At 58.1% G+C, this 18,602-nt stretch carries 14 protein-coding genes; 10 read left to right on the top strand and 4 right to left on the bottom strand.

Annotation, left to right across the window (positions count from 1 at the left end):
• The first annotated feature begins 20 nt into the window (after positions 1 to 20).
• From CQ007_RS14440 to CQ007_RS14405, 8 genes are all read left to right on the top strand, one after another.
• A complete protein-coding gene (locus CQ007_RS14440; RefSeq protein ID WP_105646537.1) occupies positions 21 to 848 on the top strand; it encodes an ABC transporter ATP-binding protein in 828 nt (275 codons plus the stop codon).
• The gene (locus tag CQ007_RS14435; protein WP_256582298.1) at positions 830 to 2,797 is read left to right on the top strand and encodes an ABC transporter ATP-binding protein; all 1,968 of its coding nucleotides are present in this window, start codon (positions 830 to 832) and stop codon (positions 2,795 to 2,797) included. Before CQ007_RS14440 ends, CQ007_RS14435 begins: the two co-directional genes overlap by 19 nt.
• A gap of 43 nt (positions 2,798 to 2,840) precedes the next feature.
• Positions 2,841 to 3,440, top strand: coding sequence for a malonic semialdehyde reductase (locus CQ007_RS14430; protein WP_105646535.1), 600 nt, complete (start codon positions 2,841 to 2,843; stop codon positions 3,438 to 3,440).
• Positions 3,440 to 4,579: an efflux RND transporter periplasmic adaptor subunit gene (locus CQ007_RS14425; RefSeq protein WP_105646534.1), complete on the top strand. Its 1,140-nt coding sequence runs from the start codon at positions 3,440 to 3,442 to the stop codon at positions 4,577 to 4,579. Before CQ007_RS14430 ends, CQ007_RS14425 begins: the two co-directional genes overlap by 1 nt.
• A gap of 25 nt (positions 4,580 to 4,604) precedes the next feature.
• A complete protein-coding gene (locus CQ007_RS14420) occupies positions 4,605 to 7,703 on the top strand; it encodes an efflux RND transporter permease subunit (RefSeq protein WP_105646533.1) in 3,099 nt (1,032 codons plus the stop codon).
• Between the two features lie 201 nt (positions 7,704 to 7,904).
• Positions 7,905 to 8,894: an aldo/keto reductase gene (locus tag CQ007_RS14415; RefSeq protein WP_105646532.1), complete on the top strand. Its 990-nt coding sequence runs from the start codon at positions 7,905 to 7,907 to the stop codon at positions 8,892 to 8,894.
• Positions 8,895 to 8,976: 82 nt separating this feature from the next.
• On the top strand, positions 8,977 to 9,954 hold the full coding sequence (locus tag CQ007_RS14410) for an aldo/keto reductase (RefSeq protein WP_218278888.1): 978 nt from the start codon (positions 8,977 to 8,979) through the stop codon (positions 9,952 to 9,954).
• Positions 9,955 to 9,956: 2 nt separating this feature from the next.
• The gene (locus CQ007_RS14405) at positions 9,957 to 11,042 is read left to right on the top strand and encodes an ABC transporter substrate-binding protein (RefSeq protein WP_158256782.1); all 1,086 of its coding nucleotides are present in this window, start codon (positions 9,957 to 9,959) and stop codon (positions 11,040 to 11,042) included.
• Positions 11,043 to 11,147: 105 nt separating this feature from the next.
• On the opposite strand, the gene CQ007_RS14400 is transcribed toward CQ007_RS14405, so the two are convergent.
• Together CQ007_RS14400 and CQ007_RS14395 are read right to left on the bottom strand one after the other, a co-directional pair.
• Positions 11,148 to 12,209 (bottom strand): ABC transporter substrate-binding protein, encoded by a 1,062-nt coding sequence (locus CQ007_RS14400; RefSeq protein ID WP_158256781.1) that lies wholly within the window; start codon positions 12,207 to 12,209, stop codon positions 11,148 to 11,150.
• A 134-nt stretch (positions 12,210 to 12,343) separates the two neighbouring features.
• A complete protein-coding gene (locus CQ007_RS14395) occupies positions 12,344 to 13,708 on the bottom strand; it encodes an LLM class flavin-dependent oxidoreductase (protein ID WP_105646529.1) in 1,365 nt (454 codons plus the stop codon).
• Between the two features lie 471 nt (positions 13,709 to 14,179).
• Between CQ007_RS14395 and CQ007_RS14390 the strand changes: the two genes are divergently transcribed.
• A complete protein-coding gene (locus CQ007_RS14390; RefSeq protein ID WP_105646574.1) occupies positions 14,180 to 15,229 on the top strand; it encodes an NADP(H)-dependent aldo-keto reductase in 1,050 nt (349 codons plus the stop codon).
• Positions 15,230 to 15,387: 158 nt separating this feature from the next.
• On the opposite strand, the gene CQ007_RS14385 is transcribed toward CQ007_RS14390, so the two are convergent.
• Positions 15,388 to 16,971: a rhodanese homology domain-containing protein gene (locus CQ007_RS14385; RefSeq protein WP_105646528.1), complete on the bottom strand. Its 1,584-nt coding sequence runs from the start codon at positions 16,969 to 16,971 to the stop codon at positions 15,388 to 15,390.
• Complete coding sequence (locus tag CQ007_RS14380) at positions 16,968 to 17,576, bottom strand: cysteine dioxygenase (RefSeq protein WP_105646527.1); 609 nt, start codon at positions 17,574 to 17,576, stop codon at positions 16,968 to 16,970. The genes CQ007_RS14385 and CQ007_RS14380 overlap by 4 nt, the downstream gene beginning before the upstream one ends.
• 104 nt (positions 17,577 to 17,680) lie before the next feature.
• Between CQ007_RS14380 and CQ007_RS14375 the strand changes: the two genes are divergently transcribed.
• The gene (locus CQ007_RS14375; RefSeq protein WP_105646526.1) at positions 17,681 to 18,571 is read left to right on the top strand and encodes a LysR family transcriptional regulator; all 891 of its coding nucleotides are present in this window, start codon (positions 17,681 to 17,683) and stop codon (positions 18,569 to 18,571) included.
• Positions 18,572 to 18,602: the final 31 nt, after the last annotated feature.

Below are 18,602 nucleotides of genomic sequence, written 5' to 3'. Positions count from 1 at the left end.
TAGAGTTATTGGAGTCTGTTATGGCTAATGCCGCTACGCTGGATATCAAGAGTTTAAGTAAGCAGTACGCAGTGAAGGACAAGGTATTACCGGTGCTTGAGGATGTGTCTTTGACCATTACGCCCGGCGAGTTCGTCAGCATTGTGGGATCCAGTGGTTGCGGAAAATCGACCTTGCTGCGGCTTATCGTCGGACTTGAGGAGGACTATCAGGGCCATATTCTGCTGAATGGCGCGCGGATTTCCGGTACCAGCCTGCAACGGGGCATCGTCTTTCAGGAGCACCGCCTGTTTCCCTGGTTGACGGTGGAAAAGAACATAGGGCTGGGGCTGCTCAATAGCGATATCCCTGCTGCAGAAAAGAAAACCCTGATTCAACAGCACATTGATCTGGTTGGTCTGGGTGGATTTGAAAAGGCCTATCCTTACCAGTTATCCGGCGGCATGAGCCAGCGGGTCGCTATTGCCCGTGCGTTGGTGAATCGACCGGAAATTCTGCTGCTGGATGAGCCCTTCGGCGCGTTGGATGCCTTGACCAGAAGCCATCTGCAACAGGAGCTGCTGGATATCTGGCAGAAGGAAGGGATAACCATGATTCTGGTCACCCATGATGTTGAGGAGGCGGTCTATCTTGGTGACCGGGTGGTGATCATGGAGCCGCGTCCCGGGCGGATCAGGAAGATTGTCGATATCGATCTGCCCCATCCCAGGGATCGTAACTCCTTTGCCTTTTCCCAGTTGCGCGAAAATGTTCTGCGCGAATTCGGTGACGACAGTGCCGAGCCCATTGCGGTGGTGCCTGAGCATGAACGGCCATCCGGTATAGACCTGTGGCGGTTCAGTTGGTGATGGGCGGCGTCAATCCTGCCTTGTCGTCAGAGGAACCCATGGCTGATACAGCGTTCATGCGTGCGCCGGGTAGCCCGTCGTTGCCGAGTACGCCGTTCCGTTTCATTCTGTATTTCGTCGCGCGCTACCGTTGGTGGTATGCCGCGATGGTGCTGTTTGAAACGCTCAACGCCAGCTGCGGCATCCTGATTCCTTATGCCCTCAGTAGAATCATCAGAAGTGTACTTGGGGCTGAAGATCAGACACTAGACCTGATAGTCGTCTTGACCCTGCCAATCATGATCTTCATTGGCCTGAGTATTGGCGAGGTGGTATTCGGCCGGCTGGCGGGTGCCATCCAGATTCGCCTTGGGCCGCGGCAACGTCAGAATGTGACGCGCCAGATATACCACTATCTGCAATATCATTCGCACAGTTACTTCAGCAATAATTTTGCTGGTGCGCTTGCTCATCGTATAAGTGAAACATCCATGGGGGTGACACAAACCCTGTGGTCATTGATCACAGAGTTCTGGCCGATTGTCATCGTCTTCAGTGTCTCGATCTTTCTTTTGTTGGGTGCGCACTTCAAGTTGGCTCTGTTCGTCTGCCTCTGGGCAATTGCCTTCGTCAGTGTTTCCTATGTTCTTGCCAGGCGCTGTCAGCCCTACGCGCTCAAGGCATCCGCTGCCCGCAGTGAAACCACAGGCAAGATAGTGGATTCGGTCAGTAACCTGACCAGCGCTCGGCTGTTTGCGCGGCTCGGGTTCGAGCGGGAGACACTGGAGCATGCCTTCACTCGGGAAATGAAGGCCATCAGGAAGTCCAATGGCTATTCGGAAAAGGTGCGCTGGTTTCAGTTTTCCGCTGCAGCGCTGTTGAAAATAGGCGTGCTGTATTACGCCTTGACCCTATGGGGAAGTGGTGAGATTGATGTGGCGGACTTTGTCATGGCAGTGAGTCTGTCCTTGCTGATCATTACCGAGGCGCGCAATCTGTCCCGCCGCTTTCTCGAGTTCTTTGAATATATCGGTAACGTGGCCAATGGTGTGCAGACGATTGTGCGTCCCCATGAGCTGGTCGACAAACCGATGGTACCGGCGGCGGTGATCAAACGGGGCGCGATCGAATTCAAGGGCGTCAGCTTTGCTTATAACCCCACCCGTCAGGTCTTCGATTCGCTCGACCTATCGATTCCGGCCGGCCAACGGGTTGGGTTGGTTGGCTTTTCCGGTTCAGGCAAGTCTTCCTTTGTCAGTCTGATTCTGCGTCTGTATGACATTCAACAGGGGCAGATCCTGATTGATGGGCAGGACATTCGTGATATGCCCCAGGAATCATTGCATTCCCAACTCAGCCTGATCCCGCAGGATCCCAGCCTGTTCCATCGCACCCTGCGGGACAACATTCGCTACGGGCGGTTGGATGCGAGTGACCAGGACATCGTCGATGCGGCAAAAAAAGCCTATGCCCATGACTTCATCACGCAGATCAGTGGCGGCTACGACTCGATGGTAGGGGAGCGTGGCGTGAAGCTGTCAGGGGGGCAGCGTCAACGTATTGCCATTGCCCGAGTGATTCTGAAAGACGCCCCCATCCTGATACTCGATGAAGCCACGTCGAGTCTCGACTCCATCACCGAGAAAGCCATTCAGGACACCCTGGATCAGGTCATGGTCGGCAAGACAGTGCTGGTTGTGGCGCACCGGCTTTCCACCATTGCCCACCTGGATCGAATCCTCGTGTTCAGTGATGGCAGGATCGTCGAGGACGGTAGCCATCAGCAGTTGTTGGCGACGGGAGGCGCCTACTGGCAACTTTGGAGCAGACAGTCCAACGGTTTTTTGCCGGAGGAGGCCAGTGGTGCTGCCCATGTCGCGCCGCTGGTGGCGGCAGAAGAACCCCGCAGCGAGCGGGATATAGGGGATGAGGTGAACCCGCCGGATAGATCCGCAACCACCTACACCTGAGCGATTGAGCACTCATTTTCCTGGTATTTCGAAGGAGCTATCCATGACATTGCAGAACGACGCCATTGATTGGCGCAGCATAGAGCAGCTGTTTATCAATGCCCGCTCAGCGCATGACTTTACTGATGAGCCGGTGACCGACACGGTTCTCCACCAGCTGTATGAATACGCGAAACTGGGGCCCACCGGGTTCAACACACAGCCTGGCCGCTACCTGTTCGTACGCACAGAGGAGGTCAGGCAGAAGCTGGCTGCACGGTGTTCCTCCAGCAATACGCAGAAGGTTCTGTCGGCTCCGGTGACGCTGATTGTTGCCTACGACTCACACTTTCATCAGTTCCTGCCGACCCAGTTTCCGGCGTTTGATGCCAAGGGCTTCTTCGAGAAAACACCTGCGCTGATCGAGCCTACGGCGCTCACCAATGCAACGCTGCAGGCGGCTTACATGATTTTTGCCGCCCGTGCGCTGGGGCTTACCGCCGGGCCCATGTCCGGGTTCGACAATGAACGGGTCGATACGCTGTTCTTCCCGGATGGGCGCTGGAAAAGCCTGTTATTGATCAATCTTGGCTATGCCGATGCCAGTCGCCTGGCTCCCCGAGGTCCCCGCCTCGAATTTGCCGAGGTCGCGCAGATTCTGTGATGAAGACAAACCTAATCATAAGCCTGCTGGCGATCAGTCTGGCCAGCCCGATGACCATGGGACAATCGGCAACGCGACCTGCCTCGGCGGGTGTTCCGGTTCATGTCGCTGAAGTCCGGGTTGAGGACGCCAGTTATCGGCTGGATGTCATCGGCCAGATCAAACCATTACAGCAGGTATTGCTTCGCCCCATGATCGAAGGGGTCATTGATGAAGTGCTGTTCACCGACGGTCAGGCCGTGAGCAAGGGCGATCTGCTGGTCAGAATTGATGATCGCAGCTGGCGTTCGGCGGTGGATGAAGCACAGGCAACACGTCAGGCACTGGTGGTGCTGTTGCGTGAGGCGGAGCAGGATCTGGCGCGTTACCAGTCACTGCATGCCAGAGAGGGCGCCTTGTCGCAGCAGCGGCTGGCCCAGGAAGAATCCAGGGTGGCTCAGTTGAAGGCGCAGCTGCAAGGCAGTGATGCGCGGCTTGAGGCATCCCGTATTGCCTTGTCACATACTCGGCTGGTGTCGCCATTGAGCGGGCGCGTGGGTTTCCGCTTACAGGATAGCGGCAACCTTGTGCGTGCTGGCGATAGCACCGGGCTGGTTGTAGTCACCCAGATCGATCCGGTCGGGCTGGAGTTTTCCGTTTCCCAGGATCTATTGCCGAAGGTGCAGCATTGGCGTGAGCACGGAGTGACGCTGCAGGTGCTGGATCAGAAGACCGGGATGCAGATCGCCACGGGGCAACGGGCACATATAGAGCCGGTGATCAGTTCGGCAACTGGCACATTTCGTATCAAGGCGGAACTCGACAATAAGGACGAAGTGCTATGGCCCGGCCAACTGGTACGCGTGAGGTTGGAGGTTGAACAGTATCGGCAAGCGACGGTCATTCCCAGTTCCGCAATCATGCAGGGTGCGGTTTCGCCCTATGTGTTTCGTAAAAAGGATGATCGGGTGGAGGTCGTGCCCATTAGCCTGGTACGTGATCTGGGGGAGCGTTCGGTGGTGGCGGGTGAGCTGAGCGTCGGAGAGCAGGTGGTGGTGGACGGCCAGGTGAAGCTGCGCGATGGCGCCATGGTGTCCGCGGTAGTGGTTGATGCCAGCCCCGATGGGCTGACAGCAGATACCCATAACTTGGCTCGGTGAGATCACCGGGCGACAGGGGAATTCGATGGCTGTACATGATCAAGGTCTGGGCTGGTTCATCAGGCGCCCAGTGGCCACTGTTCTTCTGGGGTTGGCGATTACCTTGCTGGGACTTTTTGCGTTGCCGCGCTTATCAATCGCGCCGTTGCCGGAAGTCGACTTTCCCAACCTGCAGGTGAATGCGCTACTGCCCGGAGCCAGCCCGGAGGTCATGGCATCGGCGGTGGCGACTCCGCTGGAAGTACAGTTGAGTCAGGTGCCCGGTATCAGGGAGATGACCTCCAGCAGCTCGCTGGGTAATACCTCGATCCAGTTGCAGTTCGAGCTGAACAAGCCGCTGGATACTGCGGTGCAGGAGGTGCAAGCGGCGATCAATAATGCCGCCGGCCAGTTGCCTGCTGAAATGCCGGCTCCGCCTTCCTGGCGTAAGCTCAACCCGGCGCAGTTCCCGGTGTTGTTACTCGGTTTGCAGTCGGATCTGATGACCTCCACCGCGCTCAGTGATGTGGTCGAGAATCTGGTGGTGCGCCAGCTCAGTCAGGTGGATGGTGTTGCCGATATTCGTATTTTTGGCCAGCAGAAGCCAGCAATCCGCGTGCAGGTAAAGCCCGAGCAGCTTGCTGCCAGCGGCCTGACAATGGCTGATATACGCCAGGCCTTGCAACAAGCCAGCCTCAACTTCCCCAAGGGGGCATTGTACGGAGAGCAGCGAGTAGTGACGCTGGCGGCCAATGACCAGATATTCACTGCGGACCAATATGGCGCGCTAGTGGTTGGCTATCAGCAGGGCGCTGCTCTGCATTTGCGCGATGTTGCCGAGGTCGTCGTTGGTAGTGAAAATGCCTATATCTCTGCCCACCAGAACGGCAAGCCGGCGCTGACATTGGCGGTATTGCGCCAGCCCGGAGCCAATATGGTGGAGACCGCCGAAAGGATTCGCGCATTGTTGCCCGGCCTGCGGGAGCAGTTGCCGTCCAGCGTCAATCTGGAAGTGATGGTCGATCGCACCGTTCTGACCCGCGCCTCACTACACGACGTGGCTCTGACGTTGGCCATTGCGATCCTGTTGGTGGTCGCAGTGATGGGGTTATATCTGCGTTCCTGGGGCGCCACGCTGGTAGTGGCTTCGGTGCTTGGAGTATCCCTATTTGCCACTCTGGCGGTCATGTATGTTCTGGGTTTTAGCCTGAACAACCTGACGCTGATGGCCCTCGTGGTTGCGGTGGGTTTTGTGGTGGATGACGCCATTGTGGTGATCGAGAACATCCATCGTTATCGAGAGCAGGGCTTATCGCCTTTCAAGGCGGCGTTGGCCGGGGCCAATGAAATGGGCTTTACTCTCGTGGCCATTACCCTGTCGTTGATTGCTGCCTTTTTACCGCTTTTGTTGATGGATGGTGTGGTTGGCCGGTTGCTGCGCGAATTTTCGATCACCCTGGCGACCACGGTGGTCATCTCGATGATGGTGTCCCTGACCCTGGCCCCCAGTCTGATCGCTCGCTTCAGGCATCAGCACCGGACTCAGGCTGATGAGCCGTTTGGCGTGCGGTTATATGCTCGTACGCTGGCCATGGCACTTGATCATGGTGGTGTCGTTCTGGTTTTCTTTGCCCTGACGGTGGTGGCTGGTGCTGTCGGTTATTGGTTCATTCCCAAGGATTTCTTTCCCGAACAGGACGCCACCTTCCTGCAGGGGAGCAGTATTGCAGCGCAGGATATCTCCTATCCGGAAATGCGCCGCAAGCACCAGCAGTTGTCCGCGATCCTTCAGCAGGACCCGGACGTGGATGTGGTATTCGAGATGGTCGGTGTCCAGCCCGGAACGGGCCAGACACTGTCACGCGGCCGTTTCTGGATATCGCTCAGGGATATCAGCGAGCGGCAGTCTTCCGCCCAGGAGATAGTCAATCGGCTGCGTCCCCAACTGGCGGCCGTACCCGGGATTAGCCTGCTGAACCGTCCAGCTCAGGATATCAGTATGGGGGGAGGGCGTGGCCCGGTGTCCTATCAGTATCTGCTGCGCGGTACAGACGCGGAGCAACTATATGGTTGGGCAAGCCAACTGACCGAGCAACTGCACAGCCTGCCCCAGTTCAGCGATGTCAGCGATGATCTGCAGATGGGAGCCGCTGTTCAGCATCTGCGTATTGACCGCGACGCGGCAGCACACTTTGGCGTGACCGTACGGGATGTTGACCAATTGTTGTTCGACTCATTCGGCCAGCGTTCAGTGAACGAGTACCAGACCGAGGTGAATCAGTACAAGGTCATTCTTGAGCTGGCAGAACCGGCCAGGGGCAGTCTGGCCAGTACCGAGTTCCTCAAGCTGCGTTCCCAGACAACGGGCCAACTGGTGCCGTTGTCCTCGGTGGTGCGGGAAGAGCCGGTGATGGCGGGGCCTGTAGTGATCAATCGCAGTGGTCTGGCTCCGGCGGTCACCATATCGTTCAATCTGGCTGCCGGCGTGTCGCTGGGAGAGGCGGTCAAGGTATTGGAGAAGGCCCAGCAGGAGCTCATCATGCCTGACCAGATCAGTGGTGCTTTCAGCGGTAGCGCCCAGGTATTCAAGGAGTCACAGGCCAGCCAGGGACTGCTGATTCTTGCTGCGTTGCTGGCGGTCTACATCATCCTTGGTGTGTTGTATGAAAGCCTGATCCATCCGCTCACTATCATCAGCACCCTGCCATCCGCTGGTGTCGGCGCGCTGCTGCTGCTGAGTCTGGTGGATATGACATTCTCGTTGGTTGCGTTGATTGGTGTCCTGCTGCTGATCGGCATTGTAAAGAAAAACGGCATCCTGCTGGTTGATTACGCGATCGCAGCCCGCCGCGAGCAAGGGTTGAGTCCGCGGGATGCCATATACCAGGCCTGCCTGACGCGCTTCAGACCGATCATGATGACCACCCTGGCGGCCCTGCTGGGAGCCCTGCCGCTATTGATCGGTTTTGGCCACGGATCCGAAATCCGTCAGCCGCTGGGTGTCACGATTGTGGGTGGCCTGCTGTTAAGTCAATTGCTCACGCTTTACTCCACGCCAGTGATCTATCTAAAACTCGAACAATGGGGCGAGGGGCGTAGGCGGCCAGCACCTGCTGCGGTGATGCCGCTGTCCAATGCCGTATGAATGGGGCAATTCCGTGCTGCTTTAGCAGCAGGCTGAAATGTATCTGTGTGGAAAGTTACAGCGTTTCTACCTGCTTGAATCGTAACTTACTGATAAATATATGAATTTTTAATGGCATCCATATTGCTTACGGTGAAGGGTGGCCTGTGGCAGCAATGTCTCTCGGCACGCTTTGAGTAGAACCCATGACTGGAGCAAACGATGCAATATACACAACTGGGCAATACTGGCCTGACGGTCTCGCGTCTGGCCCTGGGCACCATGACCTTTGGCTATCAGACAGACGAATCCACAGCTGCCCGTATCCTGGGCAAGGCAGCGGATGCGGGTATCACTTTTCTCGACACCGCCGATGTGTATCCATTGGGTGGTGGTCTCGAAAGAGTCGGCCGCACCGAGGAGATCGTCGGGCGCTGGCTACATGGGCAGCGTGACAACTTTATTGTTGCTACCAAATTTGTTGGTGCGGTGGGCTCGCGGCCATGGAATCAGGGCGCCTCACGCAAGCATATACACGAGGCGGTGAACGCTTCGCTAACGCGTCTGAACACTGATTACATCGACCTGTATCAGTTGCACTCGGATGATCCCGCTACGCCGCTGGATGAAACGCTGTACACGCTGGATACCCTCATTCATTCAGGCAAGGTGCGTTACATAGGGGTATCCAACTTTCTCGCCTACCGTCTGGCCCTGGCATTGGGCCGGTCGGATATTCATCGTTATTCCCGCTTTGTTTCTGTGCAGCCTCGTTACAGCCTGTTGTTCCGTGAGATAGAGCGGGAGTTGCTGCCGCTGGCGCAGGAACAGGGGGTGGGCGTGATTCCCTACAACCCGTTGGCTGGTGGGCTGCTGACCGGCAAACACCGCTATGGTGCGCCAACCGAAGGTACCCGCTTCACGCTGGGTACGGCAGCCGAGCGTTATCAGCAACGGTATTGGCACGAACGCCAATTTGAAACCGTGCAAACCCTGGCCTCCTTGTCAGACAGCGTGGGGCTGTCACTGACCACGGCAGCAGTGGCGTGGGTGTTGGCAAACCCGGTGGTGACCTCCGCGATTATTGGCGCGAGCAATCCCGCTCAACTGGATGCCACTTTGGCGGCGATCAACACGCCGCTGCCGTTCGAGTTGAAGCAGCGCTTTGATGAGCTGACCCAGGAATACCGTAAAGGTGACGCCGCACGTTGAGCCCGGCGAGTTTCATAATGAACACTGAGCGTCAGCCAGCGGCTTATGGCCTGGCGCTTTCGCAACAGGAGAGAGTTGAATCATGCCTTCAATTGACATCCCCCAACGCAGGCTTGGGCATTCCGGATTGAAAGTGTCCCTGGTGGGACTGGGAACCAATAATTTCGGTAGCCGGCTTGATCTGGATGCATCGAGAAAAGTGATACATGCCGCACTGGACGCAGGGATTACCCTGCTTGATACCGCTGATGTCTACGGCAACAAGGGCGGCTCGGAGAGTATTCTCGGCAAGGTGCTGGGTGAGCAGCGCAAGCATGTGGTATTGGCGAGCAAATTCGGCAATCCGTTCGATGAGCAAGGCAAGCTGAGAGGCGCATCGAGGCGCTACATCTTTCAGGCGGTGGAGGCCAGTCTGCGGCGATTGCAGACAGACTGGATCGACCTGTATCAGGTGCACAGGCCAGACCCCGGCACACCGATCGAGGAAACCGTGGAAGCGCTCGACAACCTGGTTCGCCAAGGCAAGGTGCGTTATCTGGGGCTATCCAACTTTGCCCCCTGGCAGATCGTTGAGGCACAGCGCGTGGCGCGCGAGCGGGGGCTGGCCGCTTTTATTTCGGCCCAGGATGAATACAGCCTGCTACAGCGTAAGGTCGAGGGCGAGCATGCCGTTGTGCTGGAAAGGTACGGGCTGGGCTTGCTCCCGTACTTTCCGCTGGCCAGCGGGTTTCTCTCCGGCAAATACCAGCAGCATGCGACGTTACCGGAGAACAGTCGCTTGACCACTACTCCGCGGTTGGGTGAGCGATACCTTAATGAGCATAATTGGGCCGTGGTGGAGCAACTGCGCGCATTCTCCGAGAGCCGGGGGCATAGCCTGCTTGAGCTGGCATTCAGTTGGCTGGCTGCAAGGCCCTGGGTTGCCAGCATCATCGCAGGCGCCAGTACGGTAGAGCAGATCGCGGCCAACGCAACGGCGGCCAGCTGGCAATTGACGACGGATGAGCTGCTTTCGATTGATCAGATCACTGCTGCCCCAGCGCTCTGGGACAGGAAATGATCATGAGCATAGGCAAGGTTATTCCGCGCAGGTTGGTGTTGGCGTTGCTGCTGGTCATTGCTCCGCAGCTGGCATTGGCTGAGCCACCCAGGACCATTCGTTTTGCTGTGTCGTCCGCAGGGGTTGGCAATCCGCCACGAATCCAGACTGGTGCGTTGGCCATCGCACAGGCCCACCGTTATCTGGAGCAGGAATTCGAGAAGGATGGTATCGAGATCGAGTGGGTGTTCTTCAAGGGGCAGGGGCCTGCGGTTAATGAGGCGTTCAGTAGCGGCTCGGTGGACTTTGCCACCCAGGGTGGGTTGCCGTCCATCGTTGGCCGTTCGGTGGGTTTGAAGACCCGGGCCATTATGGTGACCGGCGGGCGAAGCAATACCTTTCTTGCAGTGCGGCCGGATTCCGAGATTGCTTCCATCGCCGATCTCAAAGGCAGGCGCGTGGCATTTCACAAGGGCACTGCAACCCATCTGGCCGTCAACCGAATCCTTGAGAACAATGGCCTGGCAGAGCGGGATCTGCGAATAGTCAATCTTGAGCCGCAGACAGCACTCGCTGCGTTCCAGTCGGACGATCTGGATGGCCTGTTCGGTGGACTGACTCTGTTCCGTCTGCGCGATCTGGGGCTGGCCCGTGTTGTTTACACCAGCAAGGGTGATGTGGACGCCATGCAACAAAGCCATGTGCTGGTGCATGAGCCTTTCGCAGAGCAGTATCCGGACATCGTGCAGAGGGTGGTCAAGGCCATAGTCCGGGCTGCGCACTGGGGTTCTCTGGAGGAAAATCGTGACGAGGTTATCGGCCTCTGGGCTATCGGCAGCGTTACCGAGCAGGTGGTACGTGAGGATCTGGATGACGAACCACTGAGCCTACGTCTCACCCCTCTGTTCGATGAGCTGGCGGTGGTGTCGGATCAGCAATCAATCGATGACTCGGTACGTTATCGATTGATTCGACGTGGTTTCTTGCTGGATGACTGGAAGGATGACCGTTTCCTGGATGCGGCGTTGAAGGAGCTCGGTCTGGAAGACTTCTGGCCGACTCATGATGCCAAGGGCAATCTCATTACCGGGGTAGCCAGCAACCCATGAGCAAGCGAGCTGCTTGGACGCTGGGTCAAGTTGATGCCGGCGTCCAGACAGCAATGGGCAGGGGACTGGGCTACAGGCTACAGGCTACAGGCTACAGGCTACAGGCTACAGGCCGGTTACTGCTCCTGTTTCCGGATGGCTGTTCTGGTCGAGGGGTGGCCAGTAGTCTTCAAGCTGCAGGTTGACCAGTGACTGTTGCAAAAAGCTGTCATCTATCCACCTGTCCAGATCAATATTCCTGCGGATCAACCGGAACTCTCTGGCATCGGCAATGGATTGGCGGTACAGCCCGGTGGTGTAGGTATCGAATAGCGGCGATATTTTTTCACGGATGGAAGCGCCCGCCAGCTCACGTTTGAAATGGTCTACGGTGATGCTGCCGGTGGCCCAGGATTGCAGCACTTCCTCTTCGTGTTCTTCGAGTGCGTTGTAATGCGCTGCCCGCACCAGCGCCTGCACTACGCGTTGGGTAATATCCGGATAGCGCTGGGCAAAGGTGTCATCAACCAGAATGTGGGTCTGTCGCACGAAGGCAGGGTCCTGATGGGTGTCGTAGATCAACCGCGCACTGCCGAGATCTTCCAGTCGGAACAGATTCAGCCCGCCGAACAGGGCATCCAGATCGCCGGACAGAAAGGCGCTGAGCGAGGCGGCGGAATCCAGGTTGAAAACCTTCAGATCCCGTTCGGTCAATCCGCCCTTATTCAGGATGCGGCTCACGCCCAGGTGGATGTTGGTGCCCTTATGGAAAGCGATAGTCTTGCCGCGCAAATCGCTGATTGTTTGAATGGCGCTGTCCTTTTTTACCGCTATATAAGAATGCGACTTGCCCAGCGACATCAGCAGCCGGGTATTCAAACCGGCTGCCTGACCAATGATCGACGGCAGGTCGCCCTGGGCAGCAAAGTCGATCTGTCGGCTGGATAGCGCTTCATTAACGGCCGGTCCCGCACCCTTGAAGAATATCCATTGCACCTTGATGTTGTCGTTGGCCAGTTCCTGCTCGATCAATTGATGTTGCTGGGCAATGCCAAGAGGGCCGATGGCGGCTCGGGGTGGGCTTCCTGCGCCAGCATTGGCAATGCCCAGCCTGATTACCTCCGGCAACGGATCGGCGAATGAAAAGGGCGAAAACAGTAGCAGGATCAGCGGTAAGGCGAATCGCAATATGGGGGGGAGTCATGGCAATGTCCTGATTGGTCAATCGGTTTGCATGGGAATTGACGGATGGGGATGGTCGGCTGCCAGGCAGAGCACTAGCAAAGCTGACCGGATGGCTCCGGTCAGCGGTCAGTACCTTTTCAACCGGCTTTCCGGGCTTGATCAGCCGCATCGGCGTAGCGGTTGGCCGGTCGTTCCAGACCAAGGTTTTCACGTAGCGTGGTGCCTTCGTACTCGGTGCGAAACAATCCCCGACGTTGCAGTTCTGGAATGACCAGCTCGACAAAGTCATTCAAGGACTCTGGAAGAACTGGCGGCATGACGTTGAAGCCATCCGCTGCGCCGTTTTCAAACCAGCTCTGAATTTCGTCAGCAATCTTCTCAGGCGTTCCTACCACTACCCAGTGACCACGAGCACCAGCCAGATACTGGTAGAGTTGGCGAACGGTGAACCTTTCTCGTTGTGCCAGCTCAATCACCAGGTGCTGGCGACTGTTGATGCCAGCCGGTGGGGTGGGGTAGTAGGGGGGTAGGGCGTCGAGATCCCATTTGCTGAGATCCTCATCGGGCCAGAAGTGGGCAATGGTGCCCAGACCAACCGACGGATGAATCAGATCCTGCAAGGCCTTCCATTTCGCTTCGGCCTCCTCCTGGGTACGGCCGACCACCGGGGAAATACCCGGGAGAATTAGTAGCTGTTCAGGCTTACGACCATATTTGGCCAGCCTGGATTTGACATCCTGGTAGAAGGCTTGTGCCTCTTCAAGTGTATTCCATGCGGTGAAGATGGCCTCCGCTGTGGCAGCCGCCAACTCCCGGCCATCCTCGGAAGAGCCGGCTTGTACTATGACCGGATACCCCTGCGGTGGACGCTCCAGGTTGAGCGGCCCCTTGACCTTGAAGTGCTTGCCTTCATGGTTGAGAGTGTGCAGTTTTGCTGGATCGAAATAGACACCTGACTCCGCATCGCGGATAAAAGCATCATCCTCGAAGCTATCCCACAGGCCCTTCACCACCTCGACGAATTCATGGGCTTTTTCATAGCGGGTTGCCGGATCCGGATGCTGATTCAGGCCGAAATTGCCATGCACGTTCTGGGCCGCAGTGGTGACCACGTTCCAGGCTGCCCGCCCCTTACTGATATGGTCAAGGGAGGCGAACTTGCGAGCCAACAGGTAGGGATCCTCGTAGGTCGTGGAGGCCGTCGCCACGAAGCCAATATGCTTGGTAACGGCGGCAAGCGCAGACCATAGGGTCACCGGCTCAAAATGCGAGACGCGGCCTTGCCGACTGAAGGACTCCTGATCTTTGCCACGGTACGACAGGCCCGGGCTGTCTGCTACAAACACCTGATCAAACAGACCTTTTTCCGCGATCTTTGCCACTTCGATGTAATGGTCAATATTGACGCCTGAATCAATCTGCGAACCCGGGTGTCTCCATGCAGCGATATGATGCCCGGTAGCCATGATAAAGGCACCGAGGCGTAATTTACGTTGAGTCATTAAATACTCCATTAGTCGAGTGAGTTAATAGCAAACAGATACTCAGCAACAAATATGCCAGACGCGCTGAACCAGGCTGGTTGGTTGCTGTTATAAGGGCGGGGAGAGGTGTGGTGCTTGTTATCCAGCAGTCTGTTGGCAAGTGGTTGTATTTCGACAGGCGGGACAGCCTCTGAGTAAGGCTGCAGGACGTTTTTATAATTCTTTTTTCGGCTTGTTCACCTAATCATGGCTCGCTCGCAGGTCATCCTCGCCGTTACTGCTGTTGATAAAGCGGCGGTGCGGGTAATTTCTGTTGGAATATGAACAGGCTTGCATGAGGCCCGAATATCGGCTGGCCCAGTTGTTGCTTATTGCTGTACTTCCTTATTGATCCCGCCATGGCAGGGAACTTCATGACTTGTTGGTTTCTGTTTGGAATCCCTGTGTCGGCTGGACTCAATAAAACTTACTTATTCAGGAAATTGCATGATGAAATATCGTACTTTGGGGCGCACGGATCTCACTGTCAGCTTGATCGGACTGGGCACCATGACCTGGGGCGAACAGAACACCGAAGCAGAGGCGCACGCTCAGCTGGACTACGCACTGGGGCGCGGTATCACCCTGATTGATACCGCCGAAATGTACCCAGTGCCACCCACGGTTGAAACTCAGGGGCGCACCGAGTCATATATCGGATCCTGGTTGGCCAGAACCGGTAGACGCCATGAGGTGGTATTGGCCACCAAGGCCGCTGGGCCGGCCAGTGGCAACCGGCCCCGACATCTGCGTAATGGTGAGTCCAGGCATGACCGTAAGAATCTGACGCAGGCATTGCACAGCAGCCTTGATCGGCTGCAGACCGACCATGTTGACCTGTATCAACTCCACTGGCCTGACCGTTCCACCAATACATTTGGTGCGCTGTCCTATGCCTGGCTAGCAGAAAAGGAAGCCAGCATTCCAATCGAAGAGACTCTGTCTGTGCTGGCGGATTTCGTGCGTGAGGGCAAGGTGCGTTATATCGGTGTCTCCAACGAAACGCCCTGGGGGCTGGCTCAATTCACCAAAGCTGCTGAGAACCTGGGACTGCCGCGGATCGTCAGCATTCAGAACTCCTATAGTTTGTTGAATCGGACATTCGAAGTCGGCCTGTCGGAGTTCTCACAACATGAACAGGTCAGCCTCCTGGCCTATTCGCCGCTGGCTGCCGGCACCCTCACTGGCAAATATTTGAATGGGCAGCGTCCGGCAAACTCACGCTTGACACTGTTCGACCGGTTTGTGCGGTATTCCAGACCTCTGGCGGAAGAATCCATCAAGCAATACATTGCGTTGGCCAACGAGGTGGGTGTGACGCCTGCGCAGCTTGCACTGGCGTTCGTGAACTCCCGGCCCTTCGTGGGGAGCACGCTGATTGGTGCTACCAGCCAGCAGCAGTTAATCGAGAATATTGACAGCATCAACATCGATCTAAGCAGCGAGGTGCTGGATGAGATCGAGAAAATACATTTGAGACTGCCCAATCCGACGCCATGATCAGTCTGACTCCCTGTTTGAAGGTGGAGCCATTACCGGAGTTAGTTTGGGCGTTTTTGCTATAGAAATGGGGGCAGGCAGAGCCTGGTTGCCCGGCTCTGCCTGACTAGCGGCGTTCATACTTGGGCACCGCTTGACCCCCAGGTCGTGGACCTCCCCTAGATCACCTGAAAGCCATGGGTGCCATCGCGTCCCAGTTGCTCGACCAGGCCGAACTCCCAGTCCAGATAGCCCTGCATGGCCTCCTTCGGGTTGTCGGTGCCTTCATAGGGGCGCTGGTAGCGGTCGGTGCGCGGGACCGTCAGGCGGGTCGGGCCTTCCTCGCGGGGCAGGCCGGCGGCCAGCCAGTTGGCGGTTCCGCCTTGCAGCAGGAATACCGGTTTGCCGCTCAGTTCCCGCAGCTCGTCAACCGCGAAGCGCGCCAGCAGGCTGCTGCCGCAGGTCAGCACGTAGCGCTGGGCCGGCGGGATGTTTTCCAGCGCCTGGGCCAGTTGGGCGCGCAGTACCCAGTGGGCGCCGGGGATATGCTGCTTGACGTAATTGGCGCTGGCGGTGAAGTCCAGCACCTGGGTATCGCCCGCAGCCAGCCAGTCGGCCAGGGTGGCCGGGGTGATTTCCTCCGGCTGGGGCAGTGGCGGAAGTGGTGCCTTCCAGGCGCCTTGCTCGCTGAAGGCGCTGCTGTCCAGTTCGTCCAGCACGGCGACGTCCCAGCCCATCTGCGCCAGCCAGGAGGCGCTCATGTTGGCGCGTACGCCATCGTCGTCGGCCAGCACGATGCGGGCGCCGCGCACGCTGGCGAAGTGGTCGGTTTCCTGCACCAGCTGCCCGCCGGGGGTGGAGCGGGCGTCGGGCAGGTGCCCTGCTTCGAATTCTTCCGGCGTGCGCACATCGAACAGGTAGGTGGTCCGCTCCGGCTGCCGTTGCCAGGCCTGCAAGGTCGCCAGGGTGGCGCGCTGCACGCCGGCCTTGTCGGCTACCTTACGGGCCGCTTGCGCGGCCTTGTCGCGGGTTTGCTCGCTGACCTCGGTAAAGCGTCGGTCCTGGCCATGCTCCAGTTGCTGGCCGGCCAGGGTCCAGCCGATGGTGCCGTTACGCAGGGCGGCAACCGGATTGACGGTGCCGGCGTTGACCAGCGACTGGGTGCCGATGATGCTGCGCGTGCGGCCGGCGCAGTTGACGATGATCCGGGTGTTCGGGTTCGGAGCCAGCTCAGCCAGCCGCAGTACCAGCTCCGCCCCCGGCACGCTGACGCTGCCGGGAATGTTCATGGTCTGGTATTCGTCGAAACGGCGGGCATCCACCACCAGCACGTCGGCCTGGAGATCGAGCAGTTCCTGCACCTGTTCGGCGGACAGCGAAGGGGTGTGCCGCTGGCTTTCCACCAGTTCGCCAAAGGCCTTGCTGGGTACGTTGACGTCCTTGAACAGTTCACCGCCGGCGGATTGCCAGCCGGCTAGTCCGTCTTCCAGTAGCGCCACCTGGGTATAACCCAACGCCTCCAGCCGCTGGGCCGCGCGCTGCGCCAGGCCTTCACCATTGTCGTAGACGGTGATGGCGGTATCGCGGCGGGGCACCCGCGCATGGATCTCCAGCTCCAGTTTCGACAGCGGGATATTGGCGGCGAACAGCGGGTGGGCTTCGGCGAATGGGGCCTCTTCGCGCACATCGATCAGGGCGACCTCCTGCTGGTCGAGCAGGGCCTGGCGGATGTCATGGCAGGAACGCAAGGTGGGGCGGCTCATGGAGTCTGGCTCTCTTTGGATACATCCCAGATATTGGGAAGGTGGTGGTTGGAATAACCGGAAATGAATACTTTTTCGCTGCCGTCGCGCTGGTAGACGGCGCGCTTGACTGCGCCGATATTGGCGCCGTACACATGGATGCTGATCGACACGCGGTCGGTGTGGGCGTTGCTGACCTGATGGACGTCGCCCACGCTGGGCGAGACAGCTTCCACCTGGCCCGGCTCGAGGCGAATCCGCGGGCCATGCTCGAGCAGTTCGCCATTGGCCGCGCGTTCGAAGCCCTGGGAATACTCGGCGCCACGCAACATGCCGATCAGACCCCATACCCGGTGGTCATGGATGGGCGTCTGCTGACCCGGCCCCCAGACGAAGCTGACGATCGAGAAACGCTGGCGCGAGTCGGCATGCAGCAGATACTGCTGATAGCGTTCCGGGTCGGGTTGGGCATAGGCTTCCGGCAGCCAGTCATCATGGCTGACCAGGGCCTGCAGCAACTGGCCGCCCTGCTCGAGAATGGCGTTTTCTTCGCTCGTCTGCTCCAGCAGGGTGGCCAGTTCAGTGATGAAGTGACGCAGTCGCTGGTGGTTGGGTAGTGTCGGCATGGGCCTCTCTGAATAACTGACGAACAGGATTTTCCTATTAACCTAGCAAGGTTTTTATTATTCTTTAAGAACATTTTTCTTATAAGCTAATATGCAATTACATGATGAAAATAGATGATATAGCCGCCTTCGTCGCGGTCATGCGCAGCCAGTCGATCAGTCAGGCCGCCGAATCCATGCAACTGACCCAGCCGGCCATCACCCGGCGCGTGCAGAATTTCGAAGAGACCCTCGGCGCGACGCTCTTCGATCGGCAAACCAAACCACTCAAGCCCACGGCCATTGGCATGCGGGTCTACGAGCAATGCCGCATCATCCTGCGCGAAGTGGGGGCGCTGGGCGAACTGGTGGCCAGTGGCGGCGAACCGACCGGCATGCTGCGCCTTGGCGTGCCGCAGACCATTGGCGACATGGTGTTGCTCGATGCCCTGCAACAGCTCAAGGAAACCTATCCCGCCCTGCAAACCCAGGTCTCCAACGGCTGGGGCAGCACGCTGCTGAGCAAGATCGAACTCGGCGAGCTGGATGCTGGCTGTGCGCTGTTCCCGGCCGGCAAGATATTCCCCGAGGGCATCCAGGGCCAGTCCCTGTCGCGGATGAAGCTGCTGGTCGTCGCGGCCAGGGGCAGTATCAGGCGCAAGCAGAGCAAGCTGGCCGACTGTCACGCCCAGGGCTGGGTGCTGAATCCCGACGGCTGCGGCTTTCGTGCCGGGCTGCAGCGGGCGCTGGCCGAGCAGGGGCTGGCGTTTCAGCTGAATCTGGAGACCTTCGGCACCGAACTGCAGCTGGGTCTGGTCGCCAATGGTCTGGGCCTCGGGCTGGTGCCCGAGCCGCTGCTGCACAACAGCCAGCACCGTGATGAGCTGGACATCATCAACGTGGCGGACTTCAAGCCGCTGATCGACCTCTGGCTGATCCAGCCACGCTTCATCGGCAATCTGCAGGGCCCGGTGGAATTGTTCAGCAGTATCGTGGCCAAGCGGCTGCGGCAGTAGCGGGGTTGGCTGGGGCGGGTATTTGTAATAT

It is taken from the genome of Pseudomonas sp. MYb185, from assembly GCF_002979975.1.
Classification (GTDB): Bacteria; Pseudomonadota; Gammaproteobacteria; order Pseudomonadales; family Pseudomonadaceae; genus Halopseudomonas.
The sequence above is the reverse complement of the archived record's forward strand: the minus strand, read 5'-3'. Positions and strand labels throughout refer to the sequence as shown.